The sequence below is a fragment of the Pseudomonas sp. RGB genome, from assembly GCF_007713445.1.
Taxonomy (GTDB): Bacteria; Pseudomonadota; Gammaproteobacteria; order Pseudomonadales; family Pseudomonadaceae; genus Aquipseudomonas.
This window is the reverse complement of record NZ_VMSH01000011.1, coordinates 69541-94635: the sequence shown is the minus strand read 5'-3', so window position 1 is coordinate 94635 and position 25095 is coordinate 69541. Positions and strand designations below refer to the sequence as shown.

At 59.9% G+C, this 25095-nt stretch carries 33 protein-coding genes; 20 read left to right on the top strand and 13 right to left on the bottom strand.

Annotated elements, in window-relative coordinates; all coding sequences use genetic code 11:
* The first annotated feature begins 75 nt into the window (after nucleotides 1–75).
* From FPT15_RS21875 to FPT15_RS21850, 6 genes are all read left to right on the top strand, one after another.
* Nucleotides 76–2568 (top strand): TonB-dependent siderophore receptor, encoded by a 2493-nt coding sequence (locus tag FPT15_RS21875; protein WP_145164583.1) that lies wholly within the window; start codon nucleotides 76–78, stop codon nucleotides 2566–2568.
* An 88-nt stretch (nucleotides 2569–2656) separates the two neighbouring features.
* The gene (locus FPT15_RS21870) at nucleotides 2657–2986 is read left to right on the top strand and encodes a hypothetical protein (protein WP_145164581.1); all 330 of its coding nucleotides are present in this window, start codon (nucleotides 2657–2659) and stop codon (nucleotides 2984–2986) included.
* A gap of 104 nt (nucleotides 2987–3090) precedes the next feature.
* Nucleotides 3091–3786 carry a fumarylacetoacetate hydrolase family protein gene (locus tag FPT15_RS21865; protein WP_145164579.1) on the top strand — a complete coding sequence of 232 codons (696 nt, stop codon included), beginning with the start codon at nucleotides 3091–3093 and terminating at the stop codon, nucleotides 3784–3786.
* Nucleotides 3787–3822: 36 nt separating this feature from the next.
* Complete coding sequence (locus FPT15_RS21860) at nucleotides 3823–4731, top strand: AraC family transcriptional regulator (RefSeq protein ID WP_145164577.1); 909 nt, start codon at nucleotides 3823–3825, stop codon at nucleotides 4729–4731.
* 129 nt (nucleotides 4732–4860) lie between these two features.
* A complete protein-coding gene (locus tag FPT15_RS21855) occupies nucleotides 4861–5307 on the top strand; it encodes a GNAT family N-acetyltransferase (RefSeq protein WP_145164575.1) in 447 nt (148 codons plus the stop codon).
* Between the two features lie 4 nt (nucleotides 5308–5311).
* A complete protein-coding gene (locus tag FPT15_RS21850) occupies nucleotides 5312–5572 on the top strand; it encodes a hypothetical protein (protein WP_145164573.1) in 261 nt (86 codons plus the stop codon).
* A 265-nt stretch (nucleotides 5573–5837) separates the two neighbouring features.
* On the opposite strand, the gene FPT15_RS21845 is transcribed toward FPT15_RS21850, so the two are convergent.
* Entirely contained in the window at nucleotides 5838–6782 is a 945-nt protein-coding gene (locus FPT15_RS21845) for a sensor domain-containing diguanylate cyclase (RefSeq protein ID WP_145164571.1), read from the bottom strand.
* 246 nt (nucleotides 6783–7028) lie between these two features.
* Here FPT15_RS21845 and FPT15_RS21840 point away from each other — a divergent pair, with 246 nt between their 5' ends.
* Complete coding sequence (locus FPT15_RS21840; RefSeq protein ID WP_145164569.1) at nucleotides 7029–7277, top strand: DUF1652 domain-containing protein; 249 nt, start codon at nucleotides 7029–7031, stop codon at nucleotides 7275–7277.
* On the opposite strand, the gene FPT15_RS29855 is transcribed toward FPT15_RS21840, so the two are convergent.
* Nucleotides 7274–7414 (bottom strand): hypothetical protein, encoded by a 141-nt coding sequence (locus FPT15_RS29855; protein ID WP_178119734.1) that lies wholly within the window; start codon nucleotides 7412–7414, stop codon nucleotides 7274–7276. The two genes, FPT15_RS21840 and FPT15_RS29855, sit on opposite strands and share 4 nt — an antisense overlap.
* Nucleotides 7415–7639: 225 nt before the next feature.
* Here FPT15_RS29855 and FPT15_RS21835 point away from each other — a divergent pair, with 225 nt between their 5' ends.
* The 4 genes from FPT15_RS21835 to FPT15_RS21820 are packed head-to-tail and all read left to right on the top strand — an operon-like array spanning nucleotide 7640 to nucleotide 9486.
* Complete coding sequence (locus tag FPT15_RS21835; protein WP_145164567.1) at nucleotides 7640–7951, top strand: YXWGXW repeat-containing protein; 312 nt, start codon at nucleotides 7640–7642, stop codon at nucleotides 7949–7951.
* 37 nt (nucleotides 7952–7988) lie between these two features.
* Nucleotides 7989–8567 carry an RNA polymerase sigma factor gene (locus FPT15_RS21830; protein WP_145164565.1) on the top strand — a complete coding sequence of 193 codons (579 nt, stop codon included), beginning with the start codon at nucleotides 7989–7991 and terminating at the stop codon, nucleotides 8565–8567.
* Entirely contained in the window at nucleotides 8564–8995 is a 432-nt protein-coding gene (locus tag FPT15_RS21825; RefSeq protein ID WP_145164563.1) for a hypothetical protein, read from the top strand. The genes FPT15_RS21830 and FPT15_RS21825 overlap by 4 nt, the downstream gene beginning before the upstream one ends.
* Complete coding sequence (locus FPT15_RS21820; RefSeq protein WP_145164561.1) at nucleotides 8992–9486, top strand: periplasmic heavy metal sensor; 495 nt, start codon at nucleotides 8992–8994, stop codon at nucleotides 9484–9486. Before FPT15_RS21825 ends, FPT15_RS21820 begins: the two co-directional genes overlap by 4 nt.
* Before the next feature lie 433 nt (nucleotides 9487–9919).
* On the opposite strand, the gene FPT15_RS21810 is transcribed toward FPT15_RS21820, so the two are convergent.
* The gene (locus tag FPT15_RS21810) at nucleotides 9920–10282 is read right to left on the bottom strand and encodes an NUDIX hydrolase (RefSeq protein WP_145164559.1); all 363 of its coding nucleotides are present in this window, start codon (nucleotides 10280–10282) and stop codon (nucleotides 9920–9922) included.
* A gap of 126 nt (nucleotides 10283–10408) precedes the next feature.
* Between FPT15_RS21810 and FPT15_RS21805 the strand changes: the two genes are divergently transcribed.
* Both FPT15_RS21805 and FPT15_RS21800 read left to right on the top strand, forming a co-directional pair.
* Nucleotides 10409–11389: a Gfo/Idh/MocA family protein gene (locus FPT15_RS21805; protein WP_145164557.1), complete on the top strand. Its 981-nt coding sequence runs from the start codon at nucleotides 10409–10411 to the stop codon at nucleotides 11387–11389.
* Nucleotides 11390–11433: 44 nt separating this feature from the next.
* The gene (locus tag FPT15_RS21800; protein ID WP_145164555.1) at nucleotides 11434–12075 is read left to right on the top strand and encodes a ribonuclease T2; all 642 of its coding nucleotides are present in this window, start codon (nucleotides 11434–11436) and stop codon (nucleotides 12073–12075) included.
* Here FPT15_RS21800 and FPT15_RS21795 read toward each other — a convergent pair whose 3' ends face one another.
* A complete protein-coding gene (locus FPT15_RS21795) occupies nucleotides 12076–12924 on the bottom strand; it encodes a helix-turn-helix domain-containing protein (RefSeq protein ID WP_145164553.1) in 849 nt (282 codons plus the stop codon).
* 109 nt (nucleotides 12925–13033) lie between these two features.
* Here FPT15_RS21795 and FPT15_RS21790 point away from each other — a divergent pair, with 109 nt between their 5' ends.
* Entirely contained in the window at nucleotides 13034–13444 is a 411-nt protein-coding gene (locus FPT15_RS21790; protein ID WP_145164551.1) for a hypothetical protein, read from the top strand.
* Between the two features lie 370 nt (nucleotides 13445–13814).
* On the opposite strand, the gene FPT15_RS21780 is transcribed toward FPT15_RS21790, so the two are convergent.
* Nucleotides 13815–14162 carry a hypothetical protein gene (locus FPT15_RS21780; RefSeq protein WP_145164548.1) on the bottom strand — a complete coding sequence of 116 codons (348 nt, stop codon included), beginning with the start codon at nucleotides 14160–14162 and terminating at the stop codon, nucleotides 13815–13817.
* Nucleotides 14163–14407: 245 nt separating this feature from the next.
* On the opposite strand from FPT15_RS21780, the gene FPT15_RS21775 reads away from it, so the two are divergent.
* The 5 genes from FPT15_RS21775 (at nucleotide 14408) to FPT15_RS21755 (ending at nucleotide 17349) form a co-directional block, all read left to right on the top strand.
* Nucleotides 14408–14803, top strand: a complete 396-nt coding sequence (locus tag FPT15_RS21775) for a hypothetical protein (RefSeq protein ID WP_256676506.1) — start codon at nucleotides 14408–14410, stop codon at nucleotides 14801–14803.
* Complete coding sequence (locus FPT15_RS21770) at nucleotides 14793–15179, top strand: hypothetical protein (RefSeq protein ID WP_145164544.1); 387 nt, start codon at nucleotides 14793–14795, stop codon at nucleotides 15177–15179. The genes FPT15_RS21775 and FPT15_RS21770 overlap by 11 nt, the downstream gene beginning before the upstream one ends.
* Before the next feature lie 81 nt (nucleotides 15180–15260).
* Nucleotides 15261–16169 (top strand): glutaminase B, encoded by a 909-nt coding sequence (glsB, locus tag FPT15_RS21765; protein WP_145164673.1) that lies wholly within the window; start codon nucleotides 15261–15263, stop codon nucleotides 16167–16169.
* A 149-nt stretch (nucleotides 16170–16318) separates the two neighbouring features.
* Complete coding sequence (locus FPT15_RS21760; protein WP_145164541.1) at nucleotides 16319–16609, top strand: hypothetical protein; 291 nt, start codon at nucleotides 16319–16321, stop codon at nucleotides 16607–16609.
* A gap of 20 nt (nucleotides 16610–16629) precedes the next feature.
* Nucleotides 16630–17349: a zeta toxin family protein gene (locus tag FPT15_RS21755; protein ID WP_145164539.1), complete on the top strand. Its 720-nt coding sequence runs from the start codon at nucleotides 16630–16632 to the stop codon at nucleotides 17347–17349.
* Nucleotides 17350–17401: 52 nt separating this feature from the next.
* Here FPT15_RS21755 and lspA read toward each other — a convergent pair whose 3' ends face one another.
* The 7 genes from lspA to FPT15_RS21720 all read right to left on the bottom strand — a co-directional run bounded on the left by lspA (nucleotide 17402) and on the right by FPT15_RS21720 (nucleotide 22560).
* Nucleotides 17402–17905: a signal peptidase II gene (gene lspA, locus FPT15_RS21750; protein WP_145164537.1), complete on the bottom strand. Its 504-nt coding sequence runs from the start codon at nucleotides 17903–17905 to the stop codon at nucleotides 17402–17404.
* A gap of 71 nt (nucleotides 17906–17976) precedes the next feature.
* Complete coding sequence (locus tag FPT15_RS21745; RefSeq protein ID WP_145164535.1) at nucleotides 17977–18312, bottom strand: DUF6124 family protein; 336 nt, start codon at nucleotides 18310–18312, stop codon at nucleotides 17977–17979.
* A gap of 418 nt (nucleotides 18313–18730) precedes the next feature.
* Nucleotides 18731–18970, bottom strand: a complete 240-nt coding sequence (locus FPT15_RS21740) for a hypothetical protein (protein ID WP_145164534.1) — start codon at nucleotides 18968–18970, stop codon at nucleotides 18731–18733.
* Between the two features lie 128 nt (nucleotides 18971–19098).
* On the bottom strand, nucleotides 19099–20367 hold the full coding sequence (locus tag FPT15_RS21735; RefSeq protein WP_145164532.1) for an FAD-binding oxidoreductase: 1269 nt from the start codon (nucleotides 20365–20367) through the stop codon (nucleotides 19099–19101).
* On the bottom strand, nucleotides 20364–21116 hold the full coding sequence (locus FPT15_RS21730) for an amino acid ABC transporter ATP-binding protein (protein WP_145164530.1): 753 nt from the start codon (nucleotides 21114–21116) through the stop codon (nucleotides 20364–20366). The genes FPT15_RS21735 and FPT15_RS21730 overlap by 4 nt, the downstream gene beginning before the upstream one ends.
* Nucleotides 21113–21781, bottom strand: a complete 669-nt coding sequence (locus FPT15_RS21725) for an amino acid ABC transporter permease (protein WP_083358110.1) — start codon at nucleotides 21779–21781, stop codon at nucleotides 21113–21115. The genes FPT15_RS21730 and FPT15_RS21725 overlap by 4 nt, the downstream gene beginning before the upstream one ends.
* Entirely contained in the window at nucleotides 21778–22560 is a 783-nt protein-coding gene (locus FPT15_RS21720) for an ABC transporter substrate-binding protein (RefSeq protein ID WP_145164528.1), read from the bottom strand. Before FPT15_RS21720 ends, FPT15_RS21725 begins: the two co-directional genes overlap by 4 nt.
* Nucleotides 22561–22775: 215 nt before the next feature.
* Between FPT15_RS21720 and FPT15_RS21715 the strand changes: the two genes are divergently transcribed.
* Nucleotides 22776–23555, top strand: a complete 780-nt coding sequence (locus FPT15_RS21715; protein ID WP_145164526.1) for an IclR family transcriptional regulator — start codon at nucleotides 22776–22778, stop codon at nucleotides 23553–23555.
* 276 nt (nucleotides 23556–23831) lie between these two features.
* Here FPT15_RS21715 and FPT15_RS21710 read toward each other — a convergent pair whose 3' ends face one another.
* Nucleotides 23832–25076 (bottom strand): saccharopine dehydrogenase family protein, encoded by a 1245-nt coding sequence (locus tag FPT15_RS21710; RefSeq protein WP_145164524.1) that lies wholly within the window; start codon nucleotides 25074–25076, stop codon nucleotides 23832–23834.
* Nucleotides 25077–25095: the final 19 nt, after the last annotated feature.

The following is a 25095-nucleotide window of genomic DNA, read 5'->3' as shown; positions in this document are numbered from 1 at the left end:
AACCACTCTCATCCTTGCCCGATTTCCGGACATGGCCGTCATGGTTAATAGAACCTCTATTACGCAGGATTTCCCATGTCGCGCCTTGCTCGTCCCTTGCATCCACTGGCCCTGTCAGTGGCGTTTGCCTTCGCCGCCGTGCCGTTGCTGACGATCCAGTCTTCCTTCGCTGATGAAAGCAGCAGCGCGTTGCGCCGTTTCGCGGTTCCCGCCGGCGACCTGAGCCAAGCGCTCAATAGCCTGGCCGAGCAGGCGGGCCTGGTACTGGCATTCGATGCAAGCTTGACGCGCGGCAAGCACAGCAACGGCTCGAGTGGGCAATACGACACCGACGTGGCACTCACCCAACTGCTCGCCGGCAGCGGCTTGCAGGCGCTGAAGATCTCCGCCGAACGCTACCGCCTGGAAGCCATCCCGGAGAACGGCGGCGCCATGGAGCTACAGGCCACCACCATCAGCGGTGCCTACCAGAGTGAAAGCCCCACCGGGCCGGTGATCGGTTATGTGGCCACTCGCAGCCTGTCGGGCACCAAGACCGACACCGCGCTGATCGAAACCCCGCAGTCGATCTCCGTGGTCACCAAGGACCAGATGCGCGCGCAGAACGCCGAAAGCCTTAACCAGATCTTGCGCTACAGCGCCGCCGTGGTTCCGGAAACCCGTGGCGCCACGGCCTCGCGCCTCGACCAGTTGACCATCCGCGGTTTCGCCCCGGCCACCTACCTCGATGGCTTGCGCATGCCGTCGAGCCGTGACGCCTTGCCGCAAAAAGATGCCTTTGACTTGGAACGCGTTGAAGTGCTGCGCGGCCCGGCCTCGGTGCTGTACGGGCAGGGCACGCCGAGCGGGGTGATCAACATGGTCACCAAGCGCCCGCTGGATACGCCGTTTCATGAAGTCGGCGTCGAGTACGGCACCTTCAACAAGAAGCGCACCACCTTTGACTTCAGCGGCCCGATGGACGAGCAGGGCGTTTATTCCTACCGGGTGGCGGGGCTGTTCGATGATGCCGATGGCCAAGTCGAACACACCGAAACCCGTCGCCAGTCGCTGTCCAGCGCCTTCACCTGGCGCCCGGACGAGGACACCTCGCTGACCCTGCTCGGGCATTTCCAGAAGGACCCCAAAGGTGCGTCCTACGGTTCTATTCCCGCTTGGGGCTCGGTGTTGCGTAGCCCCACCGGGCGCAAGATCGACGTGGATTTCTACGACGGCGAAAAGAACTTCGAGAAGAGCGACCGCGAGTACTACTCCGTCGGTTATGCCTTCGAGCATCACGTCAACGATGTCTGGACCGTGCGCCAGAACGCGCGTTACCTGCGCGCCGAAGGCATCTACCGCAGTATTTACAACAGCAACCTGCAGGCCGATTACCGCACTTCCAACCGCTCGACCATCGCCACTGATGTCGACATGGACGCCTACACCCTCGACAACCAGGTGCAGGCCAAATTCGACACCGGGCCGCTGCAGCACACGCTGTTGATGGGCCTCGACTACCAGAACACCAGCACCGACACCAAGGCCGGTTACGGCAAGGGGCCGGACCTGGACATCTTCGACCCGGTCTACGGCGCGCCCGTGGTCACGCCGGCATTCGCCACCGATGCCACCTCGCGCAGCGAGCAGACCGGGGCGTACCTGCAGGAGCAAATGAAGTGGGACAAATGGGTGTTGTTGCTCGGCGGTCGTTATGACTGGGCTAGCACCGACAGCACCACCAAAACCCTCCAGACCGGCGCCAAGAGCAAGTCGTCGCTGGACAGCAAGGCGTTTACCGGCCGCGTCGGCGTGGTCTATCTGTTCGATAATGGCCTGGCGCCGTATGCCAGCTACGCGGAGTCGTTCAACCCGCAATCGGGCACCGGTTATGGCGGTTCGGTGTTCAAGCCGACCGAAGGCAAGCAGTATGAAATCGGCATCAAGTACCAGCCGCCGGGCAGCAACAGCTTTATTACCGCGGCGATTTTCGACCTGCGCCAGAGCAACGTGCCGACCCTGGACCCGGACCCGAGCCATCTGTGTGGCAACGGCCGCTGCAGCATCCAGGATGGCGAACAACAGTCGCGTGGTTTCGAGCTGGAAGGTAAGACCAGCCTTAACGATAACCTGGACATCACTGCGGCCTACGCCTACCTGGATAACCGCGCCAGCAAGTCCAACAGCACCGTGCAGTACGCGCCACTCACGGATAAAGGCATAGGCCCGGCGATTCCGGTTGAGGGCACCACCACCTACGGTGTACCGCGTCACACCGCCTCGGCGTGGGCCGATTACACCTTCCACGACGGTCAACTCAAGGGCTTTGGCGTTGGCGCGGGGGCGCGCTATGTCGGTTCGTCCTGGGGCGATACCGCCAATACCCTGAAGGTGCCGGGCTATACCTTGGTTGATGCGGCGGTGCACTACGACATCCCGAATATCGCCAACCCCAAGGACAACCTGCGCCTGGCGCTGAACGCAACTAACCTGGCGAACAAGGAATACGTGGCGTCCTGCTATTCCTATTCGTGGTGCTGGTATGGCTCGCAGCGCACGGTGCAGGCGAGCGCGACCTATCAATGGTGAAAGGCAGATAAGGCAATTTAATGGCCCCTTTGTAACAAAATTCTCGCCAGAATCACTTTTATTTTCAGGTGGTTAGGTGAGGAAGCACATGCGCACTGTTGGAATCATGCTGATCGCCTGCTCATTGGCGGGCGGCGCGGCTGCCGTGCAGGCACGGGAGCTGCGCGAGGGTGACAAGTACATGTGCAGCTGGGGCGCCGGCACGGCGGCCAGGGCTCAGGAACTCAAGCTGTCGGGCGTGTCGCTGTACGCCGCGCGGCAAAAGATCCAGACGATCAAGTTCAACAAATCGTGGATGCGCATGATGGCCATGGGCATCACCGAGCAGACTTACGACAGCCGTTCCCGGCTCAAGCCCGAGGCGATTCGCCAGAGCTTTTACCAGGATTGCCTGCGCTATAAGGTCGCGCGCAAATAACCGGTTAACCTGCACCGGCCAGTGCAAAATCTGCGTCAGCCTGTCCAACTTTGCCCTGGCACGCCTCGTCATACTGGCGCCAGGCAAACCAAGAGGCGCAGGCCATGACTGATTATGTAATTACCCCTGAACCCACCCCATCCCTGGCCATTCACGGCAGCGCGGCGCGTTTTCCGCTGCGCCGCGTGTTCTGTGTGGGCCGCAACTACAGCGAACATGCCCGCGAGATGGGGCATGATCCGGATCGCGAGCCGCCGTTCTTCTTCATGAAACCGGCCGATGCGGTGGTGCCGGCCGAGGGCGTGATTGCCTATCCGCCGCTGACCGCCGATCTTCACCATGAAGTGGAGCTGGTGGTGGCCATCGCAAAGGGCGGAGTAAACATCAGCCCTGAAGACGCGCTTTCCCACGTCTGGGGTTACGGCGTCGGCATCGACCTGACCCGCCGCGACCTGCAGGCCCAGGCGAAAAAGCTCGCGCGCCCGTGGGAATGGGCCAAAGCCTTTGATGAGTCGGCGCCCAGCACCGCGTTGCAACCCGTGAGTGCGGTGGGGCACCCATCTACCGGCAAAATCTGGCTGAAGGTCAATGGCGAACAGCGCCAGGTTGGCGACCTGGCCGACTTGATCTGGTCGGTCAGTGAAGTGATCAGCTATGCCTCGCAATCCGTCGCACTCAAGGCCGGCGACCTGATCTTTACCGGCACCCCTGCCGGTGTGGGCGCGCTGCAGCCGGGCGATGTGGTTACTGCCGGCATCGACGGCGTTGGCGATCTGAGCTTCACCCTCGGCCAGGGTTGAGGCTACAGTGGTGCCCAGGCCACCCGAGATTTCGTTATGCCAGGCACCCGCGTCACCACCTATGACATGGAACAACGCAGTGACCGCCCCGACTTTTATATCCGCGACAAGCGCGGGCGGGCGGCGCTGACCAGCCCGCATCGGCATGAATATTTTCAGATCCAGATCAACCTGGGCGGCGACACCGTGCAGCATATCGGCGGCGCGGTGCGGCCGTTTCCGCACAAGGCGCTGGCGTTTATCCTGCCCCATCGCCTGCATGTAATTCCCCACCCCGAAGACGGCGAGTTCATGCTGATTAACTTCAGCCAGGCGTTTTTCCTGCCGCAGCTGACCTGCGACCCGCTGGACCTGGAAGACATTCCCATCGGCCAAGCGCCGGAGCTGTCGCCGTTTCGCTTTCAGGAGCAGCTGGATTTCATCCTCGACGATGCGGCCTTCGACGAAGTCAAAACCTGGCTCGCGCACATGCGCGCCCTGGACGCCCAGCGCACCTTCGGCGCCCGTGAGCGGTTAAAAGGCTATCTCTTCCAACTGATCGGCCTGGTCTGCGAGCAGTACGCCCAACCGCTGCAGGCATTTGCCGCCACTAACGCGACCCGGCGCGGGCGCAAGGACGCTCTGGCGCGGGTGCAGGGCTACATTCGCGAGCATCTGCACGAGCCAACCCTCAACCTGACGGAGGCTGCCGCCGCTGCCTTTCTCTCGCCCAACTACCTCACCCATTTGTTGCGCAAGGAAACCGGCAAACCCTTTTCGCAACTGGTGCTGGATCGCCGCATGCAATTGGCGCGCACTTTGTTGCTCAACAGCGCGCAAATGATCGGCGTGATCGCCCAGCGCTGCGGGTTTACCGATGAGGCGTACTTTTCACGCTGCTTCCGCAAGGCGCATGGCATCGCGCCGGGGCAGTATCGTCGTCAGCAGCAGGCGAATGCCGTGTAGTTAAAGCGGGTGTATGCCTGTGGGGCTCGACACCGCCCCTATACACCTGCCGGCTGGGCTTTTTACAAATCCGCGACAATGCTTATGTTTCTATGTGCATACAATTGCGCCCTTCAACAGGAGGTCCGTATGCAAATACTGATACGCGTGGCGACGCCGGACGATATCGACACGCTCTTCGCTATCCGCACCTCGGTGGTGCAAAACCATTTGAGCCGCGAACAGATGACCGCGCTGGGGATTACCCCGCAGGTGCTGGCGGACAGCATTCGTGCAGCGCCCTGTGTGTGGATCGCCGAGGTGGAGGGCCAGCCCGCCGCCTTTTCCATGGTCGACCGGGCCGCAGGTGAGGTGTTTGCGATGTTCGTACAGCCCGGCTACGAAGGCCAAGGCTTGGGTCGCCGCTTGATGGCGGTGGCTGAAGCGGCTCTGTTTGAACAGCATGAACGGTTGTTTTTGATCACCGATGGCCGCGATGAAATCCGTGCCAACGGGTTTTACCAGCGGTTGGGCTGGTCGATGGTTGATCGGCTAGAGGGCGACGACGTCCGATACGAGAAGAGCAGGGTGCCTTAGTGCCATGAACCCGACAGAACCCCCAGCGTCCTACGGCTTTCGCTACTTTGCGATCGGGGTGCTGTGCGTCGCGGTGTTACTGGGTGGCTATTTCATGCGGCTCAATGCCCAGGTCGACCGGGATCGGGTCGAGGCGGTCGAGCGTTTGGCGCTTTGCAGGCAAGTGGAGCGTGTCGCCAGTGCGGCGTCGTCCAACAGTCTGGAACTTCGCGATACATGCCAGCAGTTAAACGGGCAATCGTCCAACAGTGTCGCCCCCCTGTGATCCATACCCTTTTTTAATATAAGGATATATAAGCGTAACTTGCACCAAAAAGTGGCATTTATAACCTCGTCCTCCTTAAAAAAAGTGTGGTTATTGAATGACTTACGGCGTTTTCAATCCGACGAAAGGATTAAAATCCTCTTGTTACAGGTTATTACAGTCGTTACTATAGCCGGGCGTTCACCTCCCACGGTTTATGCAATTTTAAATCCCAAGTTTCCATCAGCTACTTGGGATTTTTTTTGCCCGCAATTTGACGTCGGCGTCAAACTTCACCGTCGGCAAACTCTGCCCGCATACGCCCGTTATGTTTGGCCTTGTACAGCAACTTATCGACTGACTCGACAAACCCGAGCAGGTTGCTGTTGGGCGTCACCAGATGCGTACCAACGCCCAGGCTCAGGGTCAGCAGCTTGGAAACCGCTGAAAAGCCATGTTCGATCTGTTGTTGGCAGATCAGGTGCAGGCAGCGCCGCGCCACTTGCCTGGCCGACGCCGCGTCAGTCTCCGGCAGCAGCCACACAAACTCCTCGCCGCCGATCCGTGCAATGAAATCCCGTGGCCGATTAGCCGCCAGCGACAAGGTACGCGCTACCTGGCGCAAGGCTTCATCGCCTTTGATATGGCCGTAGTGGTCGTTGTACTGCTTGAAAAAATCAATATCGAGGATGATCAACGACAGCGGCAACTGGCTGCGCTGGGCACTGGCCCATTCGCGTTCCAGCACAGTGTCGAACATGCGGCGGTTGGCAATGCCGGTGAGGCCGTCCTGGAAGGAATATTCCTCCAGTTGTTTTTGCAGGCGAATCAAGTGTTCTTCGGTCTTCTTGCGCTCGCTGATATCGAACATGAAGCCGATCAACGCTTCAACCTCATCGCCGTTGCGCACCACATGCACCACATCGCGAATCCACACGTAGTCACCGCTTGCCGTCAGCGCGCGGTAATCGGCCTCGTGGTCAACGCCGGCGCGCGATTGCGATACGCAGAAGTTCACCACGTATTCACGGTCATCCGGGTGCATGCGCTCGACCCAGTCGTCCACGCTGACCCAGCTTTGCGGGGTCCAGCCCAGCAGTGCTTCGATCTGCGGGCCGATGTAACTGAACGTCATGGTCTGCCAATCGATGCGCCAGGGAATGGCCTTGGTCGATTCCAGCAGCGTTTTGTACACATCACTGTCGGGCAATTTTGGGGGATCGATGCTCATGGCGGGCAGCTCTGGATGATGGCAAAGAGCCAAGAGCGTCTTGTGAACGCCGTGCAGAGTCAAGCGCTTGCCAACGCAGCGGACGAGAGGTCGCATGCTGGGTTTTTGGCGCCAGGGCGCCAGCGTCCACAGGGCAAAATGCGGCGCAGGTATCACTTTTGAATTAATTGTTCAGTGCTCGGCAAAAGCATATCTATGCTGGATGCAATGCACCTACAGGGTAGAACCCAAGGACGGGGGCTTGTCATGATGTCGATCACCGAACTCAACCGCATCATGGCCTCGGGCTTCCTGCCGCTTGTGTGTGAATGCAGCCTCAACAGCGACGGCTCGCTGCGCATCAGCGTATTTGAACCGGCGTCCGGGCGTGTCGACCTGTTGCTGACCCGGGTGTCGCCCCAAGGTCTGGACAGCGTCCGTTCCATCGCAAACCTGATTGGCGAACTGCGCACCGAGCTTAAAGCCGGGCGTCGTGGCTTTGCGGCAGTCGGTTAGCTATTGACGGTGCTGCTGGGCGTGGACACAGCGCCGTAGTAGCGCCAGCAGCAATGCCGGTGTTCCGGCAGGATCACACAGCCGCTGAGGCTGGCGATCAGCAGGGCGGCGACAAGCATGGTCAGGCGACGAGACATGGTTATTTCCTCATGGTGTGCATTGCGTTACACCTTGAACGCCGCCACCTGCACAAATCCGTCGTCATGCTTTCAAACATTTCATCAAGCGCCACCAACCCCTGAGTAATACTCGCCTTAACCACCGTCGAGAAAAATGTCGTATTTCTCGCGACGGATTTTTCCTACCCCGCCGTTCAACCCATCAGCAGCAAACATTTTCGTTCGCCGTATGAAGGAGTTGCCATGAATCCACTGGCCAAATTGCACTATGCCTTGCTGGTCCCGCTGGCGTTTGCCGCGCTTGTCAGCACCCCCACCTTTGCCCAAACCGAAGTGATCATCCGCCAGGCGCCACCGGCGGAGCGCGTTGAGGTGATTCCCGCCGAACGCCCAGGCTTTGTCTGGGACCGTGGCCACTGGCAATGGACGCACGGCGCGTATGCCTGGGTGCCGGGCCACTGGCAGCACGTGGTGCGCAACGCCCGTTGGGAACCCGGGCACTGGGAATCCCGTGGCCCGAACTGGTACTGGCGCGAAGGCCATTGGATCCGCTGAACCCTGAACCTTAGCCAGTGCATTGAGAACCACCCGATTGAAAGACACTGATCCGGACGTTGAGCTACTGGCGCGTATCAGCAACAACGAGCCCGCCGCCGTCAACGAAATGGTGACGCGCAAGCTTCCGCGTTTGCTCGCGCTCGCCAGTCGGATCCTCGGGGATGCCGACGAGGCCAAGGACGTGGCCCAGGAAAGTTTCCTGCGCATCTGGCGCCAGGCGGCCAACTGGCGGCCTGGCGAAGCGCGTTTCGACACCTGGCTGCACCGCGTGGCACTCAACCTGTGCCACGACCGTTTGCGTCGGCGCAAGGAGCGCCCGTTGAACGAAGACGAGGTGCTCGAACTGGCTGACAGCGCGCCGTCTCCGGATGAGCAGTTGGAAACGGCCGATCGCAGCGCAAGGATGGCCGCCGCCTTGGCGACCTTGCCCGAGCGTCAGCGCGAAGCCATTGTGTTGCAGTACTACCAGGAGCTGTCGAATATCGACGCCGCGGCCCTGATGAACATCAGCGTCGAGGCACTGGAGAGCCTGCTGTCGCGGGCCCGACGCCAGTTGCGCAGTCACCTTGCCGACACACCCGGGCTTGCCCGCCCAGGAAGGGGAAAATCATGACACCTGAACGATTTGCGCACCTGGCTGACGCCTACGGGGCCAGCCTGCACCGCTGGCCTCTGGCTGAACAGGCGCCCGCCCAGGCGCTGCTCGACAGCGGCAATGTCCACGCCCGTGAGGCATTGCGTGAGGCCAGCTGGCTGGATGGGCAGTTGGACAGCCATCAGTTGGCATTCGCCGACCCGGCGCTGGCACGCCAGATCCGTGAGTCTGCACCGCGACGGGCGTCGTTCTGGTCGCGTTACGCCAACTGGCTGTCGCCCGCCGGCCTGGTGGGCGTGGGCATTGCCGGCATCGCCGCCGGGGTGCTGGTGGCGTCGCTGAGCGTGCCGCTGCCGATGCTGTCATCCGAAGTGCTGCCCAGCGTCTTCGATCAGGGCGATGCCGACGTCGTCTTCACCGTCAACGCCGAGGAAACTGAGCAATGACCCCAAAATCCCTTAAACCGTGGTTGCTTGTCTCGGTGCTGCTCAACGTGTTTTTGATCGGCGGCGTGGGTGGCGGCCTCTACCACTGGATGGCCACACCCCAGCCCGCTGAGGCGGTGGTCAACCAGCACGGTTTGCGCCAGGCGATGATCAAATTGCCGGCAGAGCGGCGCAAGGAATTGCGCCAGTTACTGCGCCAGAACCGTGCCGACAGTCAACCGCTGATCATGGCCGGTCGCGAAGCGCGGCTGGGCGTGATCAAGCAGCTGGAAGCACCGACCCTCGATCGCGAAGTGCTGGTGACGGAACTGGCCAAGGCGCGTGAGGCCGACGCAGCGCTGCGGGCCTTGGTGGACACCACCCTGGCGCAGTTCGCGAGCAATCTGCCCCAGGATGAACGGCAAAAACTGGTGGAGGCGTTATACCAGCGCGGGCAGGCCAAAAGCCGCGAGAAACTTCCCCAGGTAGCGGGGAATAAACCGCGCTCTTGAGCTGTTATGCACTCACGATCACCTTCGAGAGTTGCATATGCCGGCTGCTGAAAAGAAACAAGCCTTTGGGTTTTCCTGGGGGGGCGCGAGTGGCTACCACAAAAGCACTTCTTCGCTGTACGGCGGCGTGTTGCGATCTACCTGATTGTAGGTAAACCCAATGTGGGAGCGGGCTTGCCCGCGAAGGCGGTGGATCAGGTACGAATCCATTGACTGACACACCGCCTTCGCGAGCAAGCCCGCTCCCACATTTTTGACCGCGCAAGGCTCCAGGCTAACAGGCCCATCTTTCCAATTTGCCCGGTTTGGCGGCTCTCGCGCGGTTCTGGTGGCGCATGCAGCCGCTGCCGCGTTCGTCAAATCCTTTGTCGAACGGCAGAAAGCGAATGGCGTGGTGAAGTGAGGTGTGCCGGACAGCGGGCAGAGCGCGGAATTACAAGCGGCGTAGGAAGGATTTGACGATGTGGCGGGTGGCGTCGGTGGTGTCCAGTTCGTCCAGGGCGCCATAGGCGTGCCAGCGGCAATCGACGATCTCGTTGCAGGGCCGCGCATCGGCGATATTCACCACCGAGGCTTCGAACACGTGGTGCACGGTGTCGCGGGCCTTTAACTCCTGCAAGTACAGCAAGCCGTCCACGTTCAATCCGGTCTCTTCTTCCAGCTCGCGTTCGGCCGCGCCAACCGGGCGCTCATCACGCTCGACCTTGCCGCCGGGCAACGCCCATTTTGATCTGGCCTTGCGCACGAAGAGGATATGCCCCTCGTGTTCGCAAATGACCGTGGCCCTTATTTTCATCGTGTGTGCCCCGCAGCGGGATGAATGTCACAAAAGTGTAATGCAATTGTCATGCTAAGTGCTTATGGCGCGCACTGGTGGGGATGTGGATACTGACCGATTGATGAAAACCGACGAGGAGAACAGATGACTACCGTACGTTGGGGCATGATCGGTTGTGGCAGTGTCACTGAATTGAAGAGTGGACCCGCTTTCTACAAAGCGCCAGGTTCTGCGCTGGTGGCCGTGATGGGGCGTCGCGAGGAGGCGGTGCGCGATTATGCGGCACGCCACGGCATTGCGCGCTTCTATACCGACGCGCAGGCACTGATCGACGACCCTGAAGTGGACGCGGTGTACATCGCGACACCGCCCGACAGCCACCTCGAATACAGCCTGATGGTGGCGGCGGCCGGCAAACATTGCTGTGTCGAGAAACCCATGGCCCTCAACGCCGAGCAAAGCGCGTTGATGCAGCGCACCTTCGAACGCGCCGGGTTGCACTTGTTTGTTTCGTACTACCGCCGCTCGCTCCCGCGCTTTCAGCAGGTGCGTGACTGGCTGCGGGACGGGCGCATCGGTGAATTGCGCCAAGTGATCTGGACCTTGAGTAAGCCACCGGCCGCCGCGGACGCCAGTGCCACCAATTGGCGTACCGACCCGGCTGTTGCCGGTGGCGGCTACTTTGCGGACCTCGCCAGCCACGGGTTTGACCTGTTTCAGTTTCTGGCCGGCGATATCGTCGAAGTCACCGGGTTTACCGCCCGACAAGCCGGGGAATATGCCGCCGAAGATGCCGTGACGGCCTGCTGGACCTTCGGTTCCGGCGCGCTGGGCATGGGCTGCTGGAACTTTGTTGCGGACCGCCGCGAAGACCGCGTCGAGCTGATCGGCAGCCGGGGCCGCATCACCTTTGCCGTGTTCGAAGACCAGCCATTGCGCCTTGAAGGTGAAGTCGACGAAGTGCTCGAAGTGCCTTGCCATGCGCATATCCAGTGGCACCATGTGCTGGCGATGAACGCGCACATTCGTGGCGAGGCCGAGCATCCTTCGCTGGCGATCGAGGCGCTGAAGACCGATCGGGTTCTGGACAAGGTACTGCAGCGCAATCCCAACCGCCCCGAGTAACTGTCCTGCGGTGCGTGGCGCTTATTTTTTCAAGGAACAGATGGATGAACTACAAGACAGCCTGGATAGCGCTGTGGCTGGTGCTGGCCAGCCTGGTGGCGCAAGCGGCGCCACGCGAGCAGCGGCCCGCGGGAGATTTTGATTTTTACCTGCTGTCACTGTCGTGGTCGCCGACGTTTTGCCTCACGCACCCGGACAACCAACAATGCTCCGGCAAGGGCTATGGGTTTGTCTTGCATGGGCTATGGCCGCAATACGCGAAAGGCGGGTGGCCGGCGTCGTGTGACCCGCAATCGCGATTGTCGGCGCAGGAACTGGCCAAGGGCGCTTTGATATTCCCCACGCGCACGCTGCTTAAACACGAATGGTCCAAGCACGGCACGTGCAGCGGACTGGATGCGTCGCGCTATCTGGACGCGACGGATGCGGCGCTGGCGACAGTGCAGATTCCGCAGCAATTGCAGCCGTTCAATGTGCCCAATTACCTGGAAGCGCGCGACATCGAACAGCTGTTTCGCCAGAGCAACCCGGCCATGGGCGACCATGGCATGGCCGTGATCTGCAAGGGCAAGGTGTTGTCCGAAGTGCGCGTGTGCCTGACCAAGGAATTGCGCTTTGCCGGTTGCCCCGCAAGCGTGAAGACTCAGTGCCGCAGCGGGGATATCCGGGTCCCGGTGCAGCGCTGATCAGGCGCCCGGGTGCATCGAAATGGCTGCCGGCGTGGGGCTCGACGCCCCGGCGCGGTCCGCCAGGTAACGGGCCGGTGGCTGGCCCACCGCCTTGCGGAACATGGTGATAAAACCGCTGGCGTTTTCATAGCCAAGGTCCAGCGCCACGCGCTGCACGCTTTCACCCTTGGCCAGGCGCTGCAGGGACAGGATCACATGCAACTGCCTGCGCCAGCGCCCGAAACTCAGGCCCAGCTCCTCCAACAGCAAGCGCGTCATGCTGCGTTCGCTCATGCCGATGCGCACGGCCCATTGGCCGAGGGTCGCCTTGTCGCCGGGATCGGCCAGCAAACTTTCCGCCAGGCGTCGCAGCCTCAGGTCCTGGGGCATGGGCAAATGCAGGGCTTCGACCGGTGCTTGGGCCAGTTCATCGAGCAGCGTGTTGATCAAACGCCCCTGGGCGCCGTCTTCGTCATACAGCTGCGGGAAACTCACCGCCTTGCCGATCAACTCATGCAACAGGCCCGACACGGCCAGGGTGCAGCATTGCGCGGGCAGGGCGCCGCTGACGTCGGGGTCGATCAACAGGCAATACACCTCGGCCTCACCTGAACCCCTCGCGGCGTGCGGCAGGCCACCGGGAATCCACAGCGCGCATTGGGGCGGCACGATCCAGATACCGGCCTCGATCTGACAGTGAATCACCCCGCGCAGGGTGTACATCAGTTGGCCCTTGCGATGCGAATGCGGCGCGTGCTCCCAGCGTTCGCTGGTGCTGCTGGCACGCACGGCCACCACCGCACGCGGGAACAGGTCGGCATCCTTGGACATCGAGGGATGATGCAGATCGAGGCGATGGTGCTTCATGGTGAGTTCGCAGCTTGGCTGAATTGCGAAACAGTCTGGCTATTTTGTGCAATGCCGTCCAGTGGCGTGGTCACTATAGTGAGATCCACTCTCATTCAGGAGCTGTGCCATGCGACTCGACAGTACAACGTTCCCCGTGGTGAAAATCGTCTTCGACGCGCCCAACGAAGGCGGCCCGGAAGATGCCTTTGTGGTCTTTGAAGGGCTGTTGGCCAGAGAGCAGGCGTTCTTGCTGCTGCACGAAAAATCCGTGGACGAAAACAACCACGAGCACTCCCACGAGGAGCGCAAGCAAGCCTCGATCTGGATGAAGAAAAACAAACAGGCGCTGCGCACCTTCGTCAAAGGCATGATCCAGGTAGAACCCAGTGCCGCCCAACGCCTGGCCCTCAAACCATTTGCCGTGATGTTCGGCAAAGCCTGGGGCTACCCGCTGCTGGTAGTAGAGTCCAGGGACCAGGCATGGGCGCTGGCGCGGGATCTGCTCGATGAGCAGATATCCGACGTGGCGCACTTTTGACGTGTACTCGGTAAAACTGTGGGAGCGGGCTTGCTCGCGAATGCGGTGCGTCAGCTACACATGCAGTGACTGACACTCCGCTTTCGCGAGCAAGCCCGCTCCCACATTATTTCGGTGACGTCCTTTGGTTCAGGCACAGCACTCGGCCAACGGTGCTGAATGAGCCAGTCTCCAACGTCGCTCACTTTCGACGTGTACGCGGTAAAACTGTGGGAGCGGGCTTGCTCGCGAATGCGGTGGGTCAGCTACACATGCAGTGACTGACACTCCGCTTTCGCGAGCAAGCCCGCTCCCAGTCAGCTACACATGCAGTGACTGACACTCCGCTTTCGCGAGCAAGCCCGCTCCCACATTGTTTCGGCGGCGCCCATCAATCCACACAAATCGCCCGGCCCAGCTTGCCTTTCTCCACCGTCGCCGAGCAGCCGAAGTGACTGTTGTCCACCTGGCACGTACCCGCTACCGGGCCGTTGCCCGATTGCGTGGTCACACTGGTCTGGCACTCACCCTGGCATTGGCTCGAATCCGTGCAAGCCTTGCCCGCATCCTTGTACGGCGTGATGCACTTCCAGCTCTGCAACTTGCCGACCTGCCTCATCGTGCCACCGCCCGCCAGGCACGTGGATGCGGCAGAGTCCTGCGCCGGTGCAGCGGTGGGCGAGTGGGTCGAGCAGGCCGATACCAGCAACAGGGCGGCCAAGCCAATCATCAATTTCATGCAAAAGTCCTCGTGGAGTAAGCGCAGCGGTGCAGTGTACGGGCTATTGGACTACTTTGATTGGCGAGCGATCCCTACCCGGAAGTGACCCATGCACACCTGATGGAAACGCTATGTCACCCTGCTGGAAAACGACCTGAGCACGCAGATTTTCGACAACGTGAAAAACCTGCTGGCCAACCGGATTGATCCGCATCCGCCGCGATCGCGTTAGACTCGCTACTCGCAGACCCGGGATGCACAACATGCAGACGCTTTATTGTTACGTCGATGGTGCTGACAACGAAACCATTGAGCCCGTGTTGGTCGACGCCTTTCGCACATTGACCCTCGACTGGGCGCCATTTTCCGCTGTGCTGGTAAATCAAGTACACGAGCGTGCCCCAGGCATGGCGCCTGATGACCTGAGCGATTGGTTTATCGGGCTCAATCTTCCTTTGCACCATGCAGGCCGGGCTCAAATCACCCAATTGGTGCTATTCATAAAGGCCTTGGCCGGCGTAACACGGCGTGATTTCGTGGTGGGTATTTCATCGGCTTCGGGGGTGTCTGAGGATTTGATCTTTCTCGACGCAAATGCCGACGAGAGCGACGCTGTGCGCCTCTGTGCAAAGTTGCAGGCGGCACCCCATGGGGCTTGATATTCATCTTGAAGCTGACACGCGAATGTCCATGGCGCACTTGGCCGATGCGGTAAACGCTATAGGCGGCGTTGAGCTGGACCAGAATGAGCAGTCACTAGAGGCCCGCTTTGAGTCGGGCCTTTTCCTGAGTGGCTTCTATGAAGTGGAGGATCCGGCTATTCGCGCACAGGGTCTGCACGATCTGACGTTTACAGTGGCCACCCGAGGTTATCTGCGCATCAAAGGGCCAGTTCCCGAGGATGCCGATCCATTGGCTGACGTAAGGGCGTTGATGGAGCAACTGGCCGCGAGGTGTGATGCCTGTTTCTTGCTGTCGTTCCAGTACGAGTCGCTGATGTATTTGCGCGACGATGCCGGGCTTCACGTTCTCTAGTGCGCCACCTGAGCGGCGCGTTTCAGGTATCCTGCGCGCCCCGCTTATCACTGATTCAAAGAAACAATGACCGGACAAGACATGCAGGCGTTGCTCGAGTCGATCCTCGACGAAGTTCGTCCACTGATCGGCCAGGGCAAAGTCGCCGACTACATCCCCGCACTGGCCGATGTGCCCGCCAATCAACTCGGTATCGCCGTGTACGGCAACGATGGCTCGGCCTACTGCGCCGGTGACGCCGACACGCTGTTTTCGGTGCAGAGCATTTCCAAGGTGTTCAGCCTGGTGCAGGCCATCGACCACGGCGGCGAAACCATCTGGGAGCGCCTGGGCCACGAACCGTCGGGGCAACCGTTCAACTCCATGGTGCAGCTGGAATTCGAACGCGGCCGCCCGCGCAACCCGTTCATCAACGCTGGCGCGCTGGTGATCTGCGACATCAACCAATCGCGTTTCGCCGTGCCGATCCTGTCGATGCGCGACTTCGTGCGGCGCCTGTCGGGCAACCCGCAGATTTTGGTCAACAGCGTTGTCGCCGAGTCCGAAGCGCAGCACGGTGCACGCAACGCGGCCATGGCCTACCTGATGAAAGCCTTCGGCAACTTCCACAACGACGTGGACGCAGTGCTGCACAGCTACTTCAACTACTGCGCATTGCAAATGAGCTGCCTGGACTTGGCCAGGGCCTTCAGTTTCCTCGCCAACCAGGGCGTGAGTGCCCACAGCGGCGAGCAGATTCTGACCGCGCGCCAGACCAAGCAAGTCAACTCGATCATGGCCACCAGCGGGCTGTATGACGAGGCGGGCAATTTTGCTTATCGCGTGGGTTTACCGGGCAAGAGCGGGGTAGGTGGCGGGATTGTCGCGGTGGTGCCGGGGCAGTTCACCGTATGCGTGTGGTCACCGGAGTTGAATGCGGCGGGCAATTCGCTGGCGGGGATGAAGGCGTTGGAATTGTTGAGTGAGCGGATTGGGTGGTCGGTGTTTTGAGCGCTTCCACCTTGGGTGTGAACGCCGTAAAAACGTTGGCTGGGGGGACATGGGATACATATTGAGGTAAAGTCAGTCCTGCGATCGACGCCCGAGGTGATCTATGCTAATTGTCATTGATCCTCCCTTGTCCTGAGCCGGAGACTTGCATGTCACGTAAAAAAGTTAAGCCACCGATTACCGAAGCACAGGTTCTTGCCCAGGAATCGAGTATCCCCTCTATTGCCGCCAAGGCATTTCGGGATGCTTATGAGGTTGCCCTTTCCAAGGGAGAGTCGGTACTCGTCGTTCGTGCTGGCCAACTGATGAAGGTCTCAAATACCGAGACGCTGATTATCCGCCCAGTCGAAACCTACGGGACAATCAAGGCTGGCACCCGCTTGAAAACCAGAAAGTCTCTTTTGGATCGTCGATCTGCCCAGGCGCAGATTCAGGCTTGAGCACGACGCCTCGAGTCCGGATGTTCGCCGGGCCGAATGGGAGTGGTAAGAGCACGTTCAACTCGAAAGTTCCGGCGCATTTGCTGGTTAACTACATCAACCCTGACGCAATTGAGTTAAGCATTCGCGAGACGGGCACCTTTGAGTTCGCCGCCTTTGGGCTTGAACACTATGCAAGGCGGGCTATCCCATTCTTGCGTAGTCATACGCTACTTTTAAAATTTCCCGATTCACTGGCAAAGCTGGATAGTCTGGTTGTGGCACATGATCAGATCGCCTTTCCTTCGCGGCAAGTCGACTCCTATATCGCTTCTGCTATAGCTGACTTTATTCGAGTTTCGTTGATTGAAGAGCGTGTGAGTTTCACTTTCGAAACCGTTATGTCGGATATCAGCAAAATTGAACTGCTGCGCCATGCAAAAGCCGCCGGTTACCGCGTGTACGTTTACTACGTTGCTACGGCAGATGCTGATATCAACGTCGCCAGGGTCGCTTACAGAGCATCCCAGGGAGGGCATGATGTCCCAGCAGACAAGATCCGATCTCGTTATCAGCGGTCTTTGGAAAATCTGTCCGAGGCAATATTGCTGTCAAACCGAGCTTACATCTTTGACAACTCACAAGATGGTGAACCCATCTTCGCTCAGCTTGCTGAAATCACAGAAGGTGAGGATATCGATATCATCTCGGATACCCAGCCAGCTTGGTTTCAGCAATACGTTATCGATAAATTAACGTAGAAGTAGCGCGACGGTTTTGCTTTTACTTTGGGCTCGGTGGTCGCGTTTCGATTTAAGCCTTGCGCGGTTTTATAAACAAATCCAACATCAAATAAATCGCCCCGGCCGTAATCGCGATATCGGCAATATTGAACACGCCGGTATGCGTCGGCCCCACGTTCAACACCATGTAATCCACCACATGCCCGTCGCGAAATACCCGGTCGATCAGGTTGGCGATACCGCCCAGGGCAATCGCATAAAGCGGTAAGACTTTACGCAGCGGCTGGTTCCAGTGGGTCAGCGACCACGCCATCGCCCATGCGACCACGATGGCCACGCCGACGATAAAAATCAGTTGTTTGACCTGCGGCGGCAGCGCAGCGCCCAGGCTGAGAAAGGCGCCTGGGTTAAGGCTCAGTTCCAGCGCCAGGTTGATGGGGTTAGAGCCGATTTTGAAACTGTTGGCATGCAGCGAAACCAGGGCCAGCAGTTTGACCAGTTGGTCCACGGCAATAAAGGCTATGCCAGCGAAGAGAGCGAAGGTGCGGCTTCGCAGTAGGGGCGAGGAGCTCAAGCGGTAACTTCCTGTTCCGGGTCTGTCGATAGAGCGCCCGAAGATAGCTCAGGCGCTCTATCTCGTCCATCTCAAACCGTCGGGTGGGCCACGTTCAGTGCCTTGTCCACCAGCAGTTGCACCCCTTCGAGCATCCGGCAGATACCCAGCGCGACATTACGTTGGGAACCGTCGATTTCAAAGGCCATATGGTTGGCAATATCACAGATGGACGCCAGGTCCTGGGATGCGTTGACCAGCAAGGTTTCGGTGCCCAGGTCGGCGCGCACGGTGAAAAGGCCTTCGCTGGGTTCGGGAATGGGTTTGCCCGGATTGAGGTAGTGATTGATCGCACGGTAGGCCACTTCGTGCAGGGTGCTGGTGTCGAAGTCTTGCTGGCCTGGGGGATTGGGGCTGTCTTTAATCATGGTGAAGCTCCTTTATAAATGGAACTGCCACGATTCGCGGTCAAACGAAAGAGGGTGGCAGCTATACGCGGGTTGACCGACCGGCCAAAAGGAGCAAAACCGGCATACCCGAAGGTATCCCGCGCACAGCTGCCGCGACACGATACCTCAGACGTAAAAAAACGCCCAATATCGGTGTTAGCACATTTGCTCTTTTGGAATCGGACGGTCAAATCCGGTCGCTGAATTGGCAGCGACGACGAGAGGTTAGTCAGCCCCTATCCGAGCCACAACCTGAAACCCTTGTAGGAAACTTCCGAGAGCCGCAAGCCTGGCAAGTGTTGGTGTGTTTTGCCTTCGAGCTGTGAGCTAAGCGCGGTCTTGAAACCCTGCGAAAACCCTGTGGCGAGGGAGCAAGCGCCCTCGCCACAGGTGTTCATCACGCCTGTACACACCCCCGCACCCAGCCCATCCCTAACAGCATGAGCACGCCGACGCCCAGCAATAGGGCGTGCGCTGGCCGCACGCGGCGAGTGCGCTCTTGCAGCACGCCGATGCCGCAGAGCGCGATCAGCACTGCGAATGCCCAGCGCGGAAGGCGGGCGGTGATGCCCAAGCGGTTTCGTCCTTTAGGCTTGATAGGCGAAGGGTTGCGGTTTGAGGTTTCGTGGAACGTCATGGACGATTCCTTTTGCACATGCCGAGTGGGTAAGCCAATCGATGATTGACTCTCGACTGGCGAAGCTAACGGATTTTGCGGGTTCGGTAACCTGTGAGAGTTGACAGTTTTCTAGACTGTCTGGGCCGTCAACTGATGTTCAATCTGTCCAGCAAGCTATACCAAGCCACACCCGCTCCAATGTAAAAGCGCTGCAACCCATGCAACGGCAAACGCTGTAATGGCGTCACCGGGTAAGCGAAATCCGCGTTGCCGTCACACAAACGCCCGGCCAATTGCTGCCCCAGGCTGGTACACAGCGCGATCCCACGCCCATTGCACCCCAATGCCAGCGTCAGCCCCGGCGCCGGTTGGTGAATGTGGGGCATGAAGTCGCGGGTGATTGCGATACGCCCGGCCCAACGGTACTCAAATTCCAGCGGCCCCAGCTGTGGAAACAGCAACGCCAGCGAGCGCTCCAGGTGCGCAAAATCGGCGGGTGATGTGGGGTCGTTGAACAGGCCGCGCCCGCCCATCAGCAAGCGCCCATGGCTGTCCTTGCGAAAGTACAGCAGCAGCCTTTGCGCGGTGGACACGGTTTCCTGCCCCGGCAAGATGCTGTCAGCCGCACGCCCGCTCAACGGCTTTGTGGCGACAATGAAGCTGTTCGCCGCCAAGATACTTTGTGCCATGCCCGGCCACAGATTGCCGCTGTAGCCATTGGTGGCCAGCACCACCTGATCGGCCGTGACCTGTGCGCCAGAAACTGTCTGCAATTGCCAGCCCGACCCCTGGCGCTGCAACCCCGTCACGGCGCTGTGGCCATGAATTTGCACATCCGCCGCCAACGCCGCGCCTACCAGCCCACGCGCATACGCCAACGGCTGAATCGCCCCGGCGCGGCCATCCAGCCAGCCGCCGGCAAAGGCCTCGCTGCCCATGCGCGCCGCCACGTCACGTGCTTCCAAGCGCTGCACCGGTATGCCGCGACGCGCCCATTGATCGGCTCGAGCGTGCAGCCCGGCCACGCCTTTTTGCGTGTACGACACCTGCATCCAGCCTTTGCGCACCGGCGCGCAATCTATGCGATGGCGTTCGATCAACTTGAATACCAGGTCCGCCGAATTCGATACCGTGTAAATCAACGGTTCGGCACGTTCCGGCCCGTACATCTGCACCAACTGTTCGGGGTCGTATTTGAGTGTCGGGTTGACCTGCCCACCATTGCGCCCCGATGCGCCCCAGCCGGGCTCGTTGGCCTCCAGCACGCACACGTTGACGCCGCGCTCGGCCAGGTGCAGGGCGGTCGACAGGCCGGTGTAACCCGCGCCCACAATCGCCACATCGACCTTCACCGACTCACTCAACGCCGGTGTCGGCAGTACCGACGGCGCCGTCGCTGACCATAAAGACTTCATGACAGGCTCCGCGTATTGCCGGTGGGGTGCAGCACGCGCCGCAGGAAATCCTGGGTGCGTGGGTGTTGCGGGTCGCCGAGTACTTGCTCGGCCGCACCGCTTTCGACGATGTAGCCGCCGTGCAGAAAGCACACGCGGTCGGCCACTTCGCGGGCAAAACCCATTTCGTGGGTGACCACGATCATGGTCATGCCTTCATCTGCCAGGGTGCGCATCACCGCCAGCACATCGCCGACCAGCTCCGGGTCCAGTGCCGAGGTGGGTTCGTCAAACAGCATGGCGTCGGGTTTCATCGCCAAGGCGCGGGCGATGGCCACGCGTTGTTGCTGGCCACCAGAGAGCTGTTCCGGGTAGGCGTCGGCCTTGGCACTCAGGCCGACTTTTTCCAGCAGCACCAAGGCTTCTTCGCGGGCTTGTTTGAGTGGCTCGCCTTTGACGTACACCGGGCCTTCCATCACGTTTTCCAGCACCGTGCGGTGCGGGAACAAGTTGAACCGCTGGAACACCATGCCCATGCGGCTGCGCAGGGCGTGCACGCTCTTGCTAGCGCGCTGCACGGTTTCGCCAAACACCGTGATAACGCCGCCGTCGTAGGCTTCCAGCGCGTTGATGCAGCGCAACAGGGTGGATTTGCCCGAGCCCGACGGGCCGATCAGGCACACTACTTCGCCCTTGGCTACATCGAGGTCGACGCCGTGCAGCACGCGGTGGCTGCCGTAATGTTTTTGCAGTTGGCGTATCGCGATCATGCTTTTTTCCTCCGGCCCAAGTGCTGTTCCATCCGGCGCAGGCCGTACACCAGCGGCAGGCTCATCAGCAGGTAGAGCAGGGCAACCAGGGTGTAGACGGTCATGTTCTGGAAGGTCGACGAGGCGATCAACTGGCCCTGGCGGGTCATCTCGGCCACGGTGATGGTCGACACCAGGGATGAGTCCTTGAGCATCATCACCAGGGTGTTGCCGTAGGGCGGCAAGGCGATACGGAAGGCTTGCGGCAGGATCACCCGGCGCATCATCAGCACCGAGCGCATGCCCAATGCCTCGGCGGCTTCGCGCTGGCCTTGTTCGACGGCAATGATGCCGGTGCGAAAGTTCTCCGCTTGGTACGCCGAGTAGGCGATGCCCATGCCGATCACGCCCGCGTAGAACGCGGTGAGGTGCACGCCCATGTCCGGCAGCACGAAGTAGATATAGAACAGTTGCACGATGATCGGCAGACCACGGATCACGTTGATCACGGTGCTGGCCGCCCACGACAACGCGCGTATCGGCGACAACTTGAGCAGTGCCAACACCAAGCCAATCGCGCTGCTGAGCAGGAACGACAGCACGGTGATCTGGATCGTCACCCACGCGCCTTGCAGCAGGATCGGCAAAAAGTCCTGGGCGTTTTGCAGGAATTCAGCCGGGTTCATGGGCGCACCTGGGTATCAAGCCCCCACTTCTTGAGGATGGCGTCGAGAGTGCCGTCAGCCTTGATGCTGGCGATTGCGGTGTTCAGGCGATCGAGGGTTTGCGCATCGCCTTTGCGTACCACCAGGCACACTTCGCCGACGTTGGTGGGTGTGTAGTCGGGGGCGAGTTTCACGCCTTTGAACAGCTTCTGGCGGATCTGGTAGGCGACGACCGGCTGGTCGCCGACCGCCGCCTTGATGCGGCCCAAGGACAGGTCGCGGACCATCTCGCCGATGGAGTCGTAGGTGCGGATTTCCTTGAAGATGCCGAGCTTGTTGAGTTGGTCATAGAACACCGTGCCGGCTTGCACGCCGACCACTTGGTCCTTGAGTGGTGTGAGATCGGGGTAGGCGGTGTTGTCGTCGGCACTGATGATCAGGCCTTCACCGTAGGCATACACCGGAGCGCTGAAGTCGACGACTTTGGTGCGCTCTGCGGTCTTGAGCATGCCGGCGGCGATGAAGTCGAGCTTGCCGGAGGTGAGAGAGGGGATCAGCGCGGCGAAGTTGGTCTGTTCGATCTGGCTGGTAAACCCGCCAGCCTTGCCGACGGCCTCGGCCACATCGACCATTACGCCTTGAATGCTGTTGCTCTTGATATCCAGGAAGGTAAACGGCGAGCCACTGGCCGTTGCACCGACTTTGTACGAGGACGCACTCTCTGCGTGCACGGCGCTGACACAGAGCGCGGCGCAAAGACCGAAGGCAAGGCGGCGAAACAAGGGCGAAAGACTGTTCATCGGGTTACTCCAGAAGGAAAACGGATCGTCAGTACCGCAAGCGGTTGCTGATGAAACCGCAAGCTCTGTGCCATTTCGATTAAAATAAATCGTATGTTGGGTTGTAAAATCAACAAAATGAATCATTCGTATCGATATACGATATTTAGTGGTCTATTTTTGTGATCTGAGGTAAGAATATCGCCACGCCTGATCGACCTGACCGTGAGTCCGCCATGTCTGAAGAACGCAACAGCTTGCACAACCAATCCCTGGAAAAAGGCCTGTCGGTGCTCAAGGCATTCAGCGCCCAGCGCCGCAGCATGAGCCTTGCAGAGGTGGCCGAGGCCGCCGGCATGACCAAAAGCTCAGCTCAGCGCATGGTGTTTACCCTCGAGAGCCTGGGTTACCTTCGGAAACACTCGCGCACACGGCATTACCAACTCACACCGCGGGTGCTGGAGTTGGGTTTCAGTTATTTGGATGCGCATTCGTTGATTGAGGTGGCCAACCCGTTTCTGTCTGAGTTGACGCGCTTGACCGGCGAAACCTCGTGCCTGACCGAGCCTGCGGGCTACGACATGACCTACATCGCGCGGTTTGTCAGCGCGGGCTTCGTGCCGGTGCACATGCCGATTGGCTCGCGGGTGCCGATGTATTGCACGGCCTCGGGGCGCGCGTATTTGAGCGCGTTGCCGACGGATGAGGCGTTGGTGTTGATTGAGAGCAGCCAGCGCATTGCCCACACCAGCCAGACGCTGACTGAAGTCGACCAGATTCTTGAGTCGCTGCAACAGGTGCGGGAACAGGGTTATGCGGTGAACGGCCAGGAACTGTTCCTGGGCGACATGACCATCGGCGCGCCGGTGCTCGGCGCCAATGGCCGGCCGGTGGCGGCAGTGCATGTGGTGGCGCCGACCAGTCGGTGGAGTAGGGCAGATGCCGAGAAACAGCTGGCACCGGCGTTGTTGCAGTGCTCGCGGGCGCTGAGCAACTCGGCCAGAAATCTGGAATAACTCGACCTCTCAAATCCACTGCAAATCTAGTGCGGTGTTTGTTCGATGCTTTCGTGCGCCAAGCCACTGGGGAATAACAGCCACAAATTAAAATGTGGGAGCGGGCTTGCTCGCGAAAGCGGAGTGTCAGTGCCGAATATGTTGACTGACACCCTGCATTCGCGAGCAAGCCCGCTCCCACATTTTGAATCTTCATTGGATTGCGGGTCTGTATATGCCCAAACAAAAAATGCGCCCCCAAGGGCGCATTTTTTTGTTCAGTCAGCAATCGCCTGTTCAGGCAATCGCATCCCACGCACGGTCGCCGTTCTCGTCTTTGATCCGAGTCGGCAAGCCCATCACGTCCAGCGCTTTAAGGAACGGCTCAGCCGGCAGCTCCTCGACGTTGGCCATGTGTTTCACATCCCACTCGCCACGTGCAACCAGCAGCGCTGCGGCCACCGGTGGTACGCCTGCGGTGTAGGAGATGCCCTGGCTGTCCGTTTCAGCAAAGGCTTCTTCGTGATCGGCCACGTTGTAGATGAACATTTCACGCGGCTGGCCATCTTTGCTGCCTTTGACCAGGTCGCCGATGCAGGTCTTGCCGGTGTAGCCAGGGGCGAGCGAAGACGGGTCGGGCAGTACGGCCTTGACCACTTTCAACGGCACCACTTCCAGGCCTTCGGCGGTTTTGACCGGTTTTTCGGAGAGCAGGCCGAGGTTTTTCAGCACGGTGAACACGTTGATGTAGTGTTCGCCAAAGCTCATCCAGAAACGCACGTTGGGCACGTCGAGGTTTTTCGACAGCGAGTGCACTTCATCGTGGCCGGTCAGGTACAGGTTTTGCGAACCGACTACCGGCAGGTCGTCGGTGCGTTTGACTTCGAACATGGTGTTGCTGGTCCACTGGCTGTTCTGCCAGCTCCACACCTGTCCGGTGAATTCGCGGAAGTTGATTTCCGGGTCGAAGTTGGTGGCAAAGTATTTGCCATGGCTGCCGGCATTGACGTCGAGAATGTCGATCGAATCAATGCGGTCGAAATGCTGTTGCTGCGCCAGCGCGGCATACGCGTTGACGACACCCGGGTCGAAGCCCACGCCAAGGATGGCGGTGATGTTCTTCTGTTTGCACTCTTGCAGGTGGTTCCATTCGTAGTTGCCGTACCACGGCGGGGTCTCGCAGACCTTGCCCGGCTCTTCGTGGATGGCGGTGTCAAGGTAAGCAACGCCGGTATCGATGCAGGCGCGCAGCACCGACATGTTGAGGAAGGCGGAACCTACGTTGATGACGATCTGCGAGTCGGTCTCGCGGATCAGGGCCTTGGTCGCTTCCACGTCCAGGGCGTTCAGCGCGAAGGCTTGGATGTCGGCGGGCACCTTGAGGCTACCCTTGGCCTTGACGCTGTCGATGATGGCCTGGCATTTGGAGATGTTGCGCGACGCGATAGCAATACGACCGAGTTCGTCGTTGTGCTGCGCGCACTTGTGGGCCACCACCTTGGCGACACCTCCTGCACCAATGATAAGAACGTTCTTTTTCAATTGCTTTATCTCTCCTTTA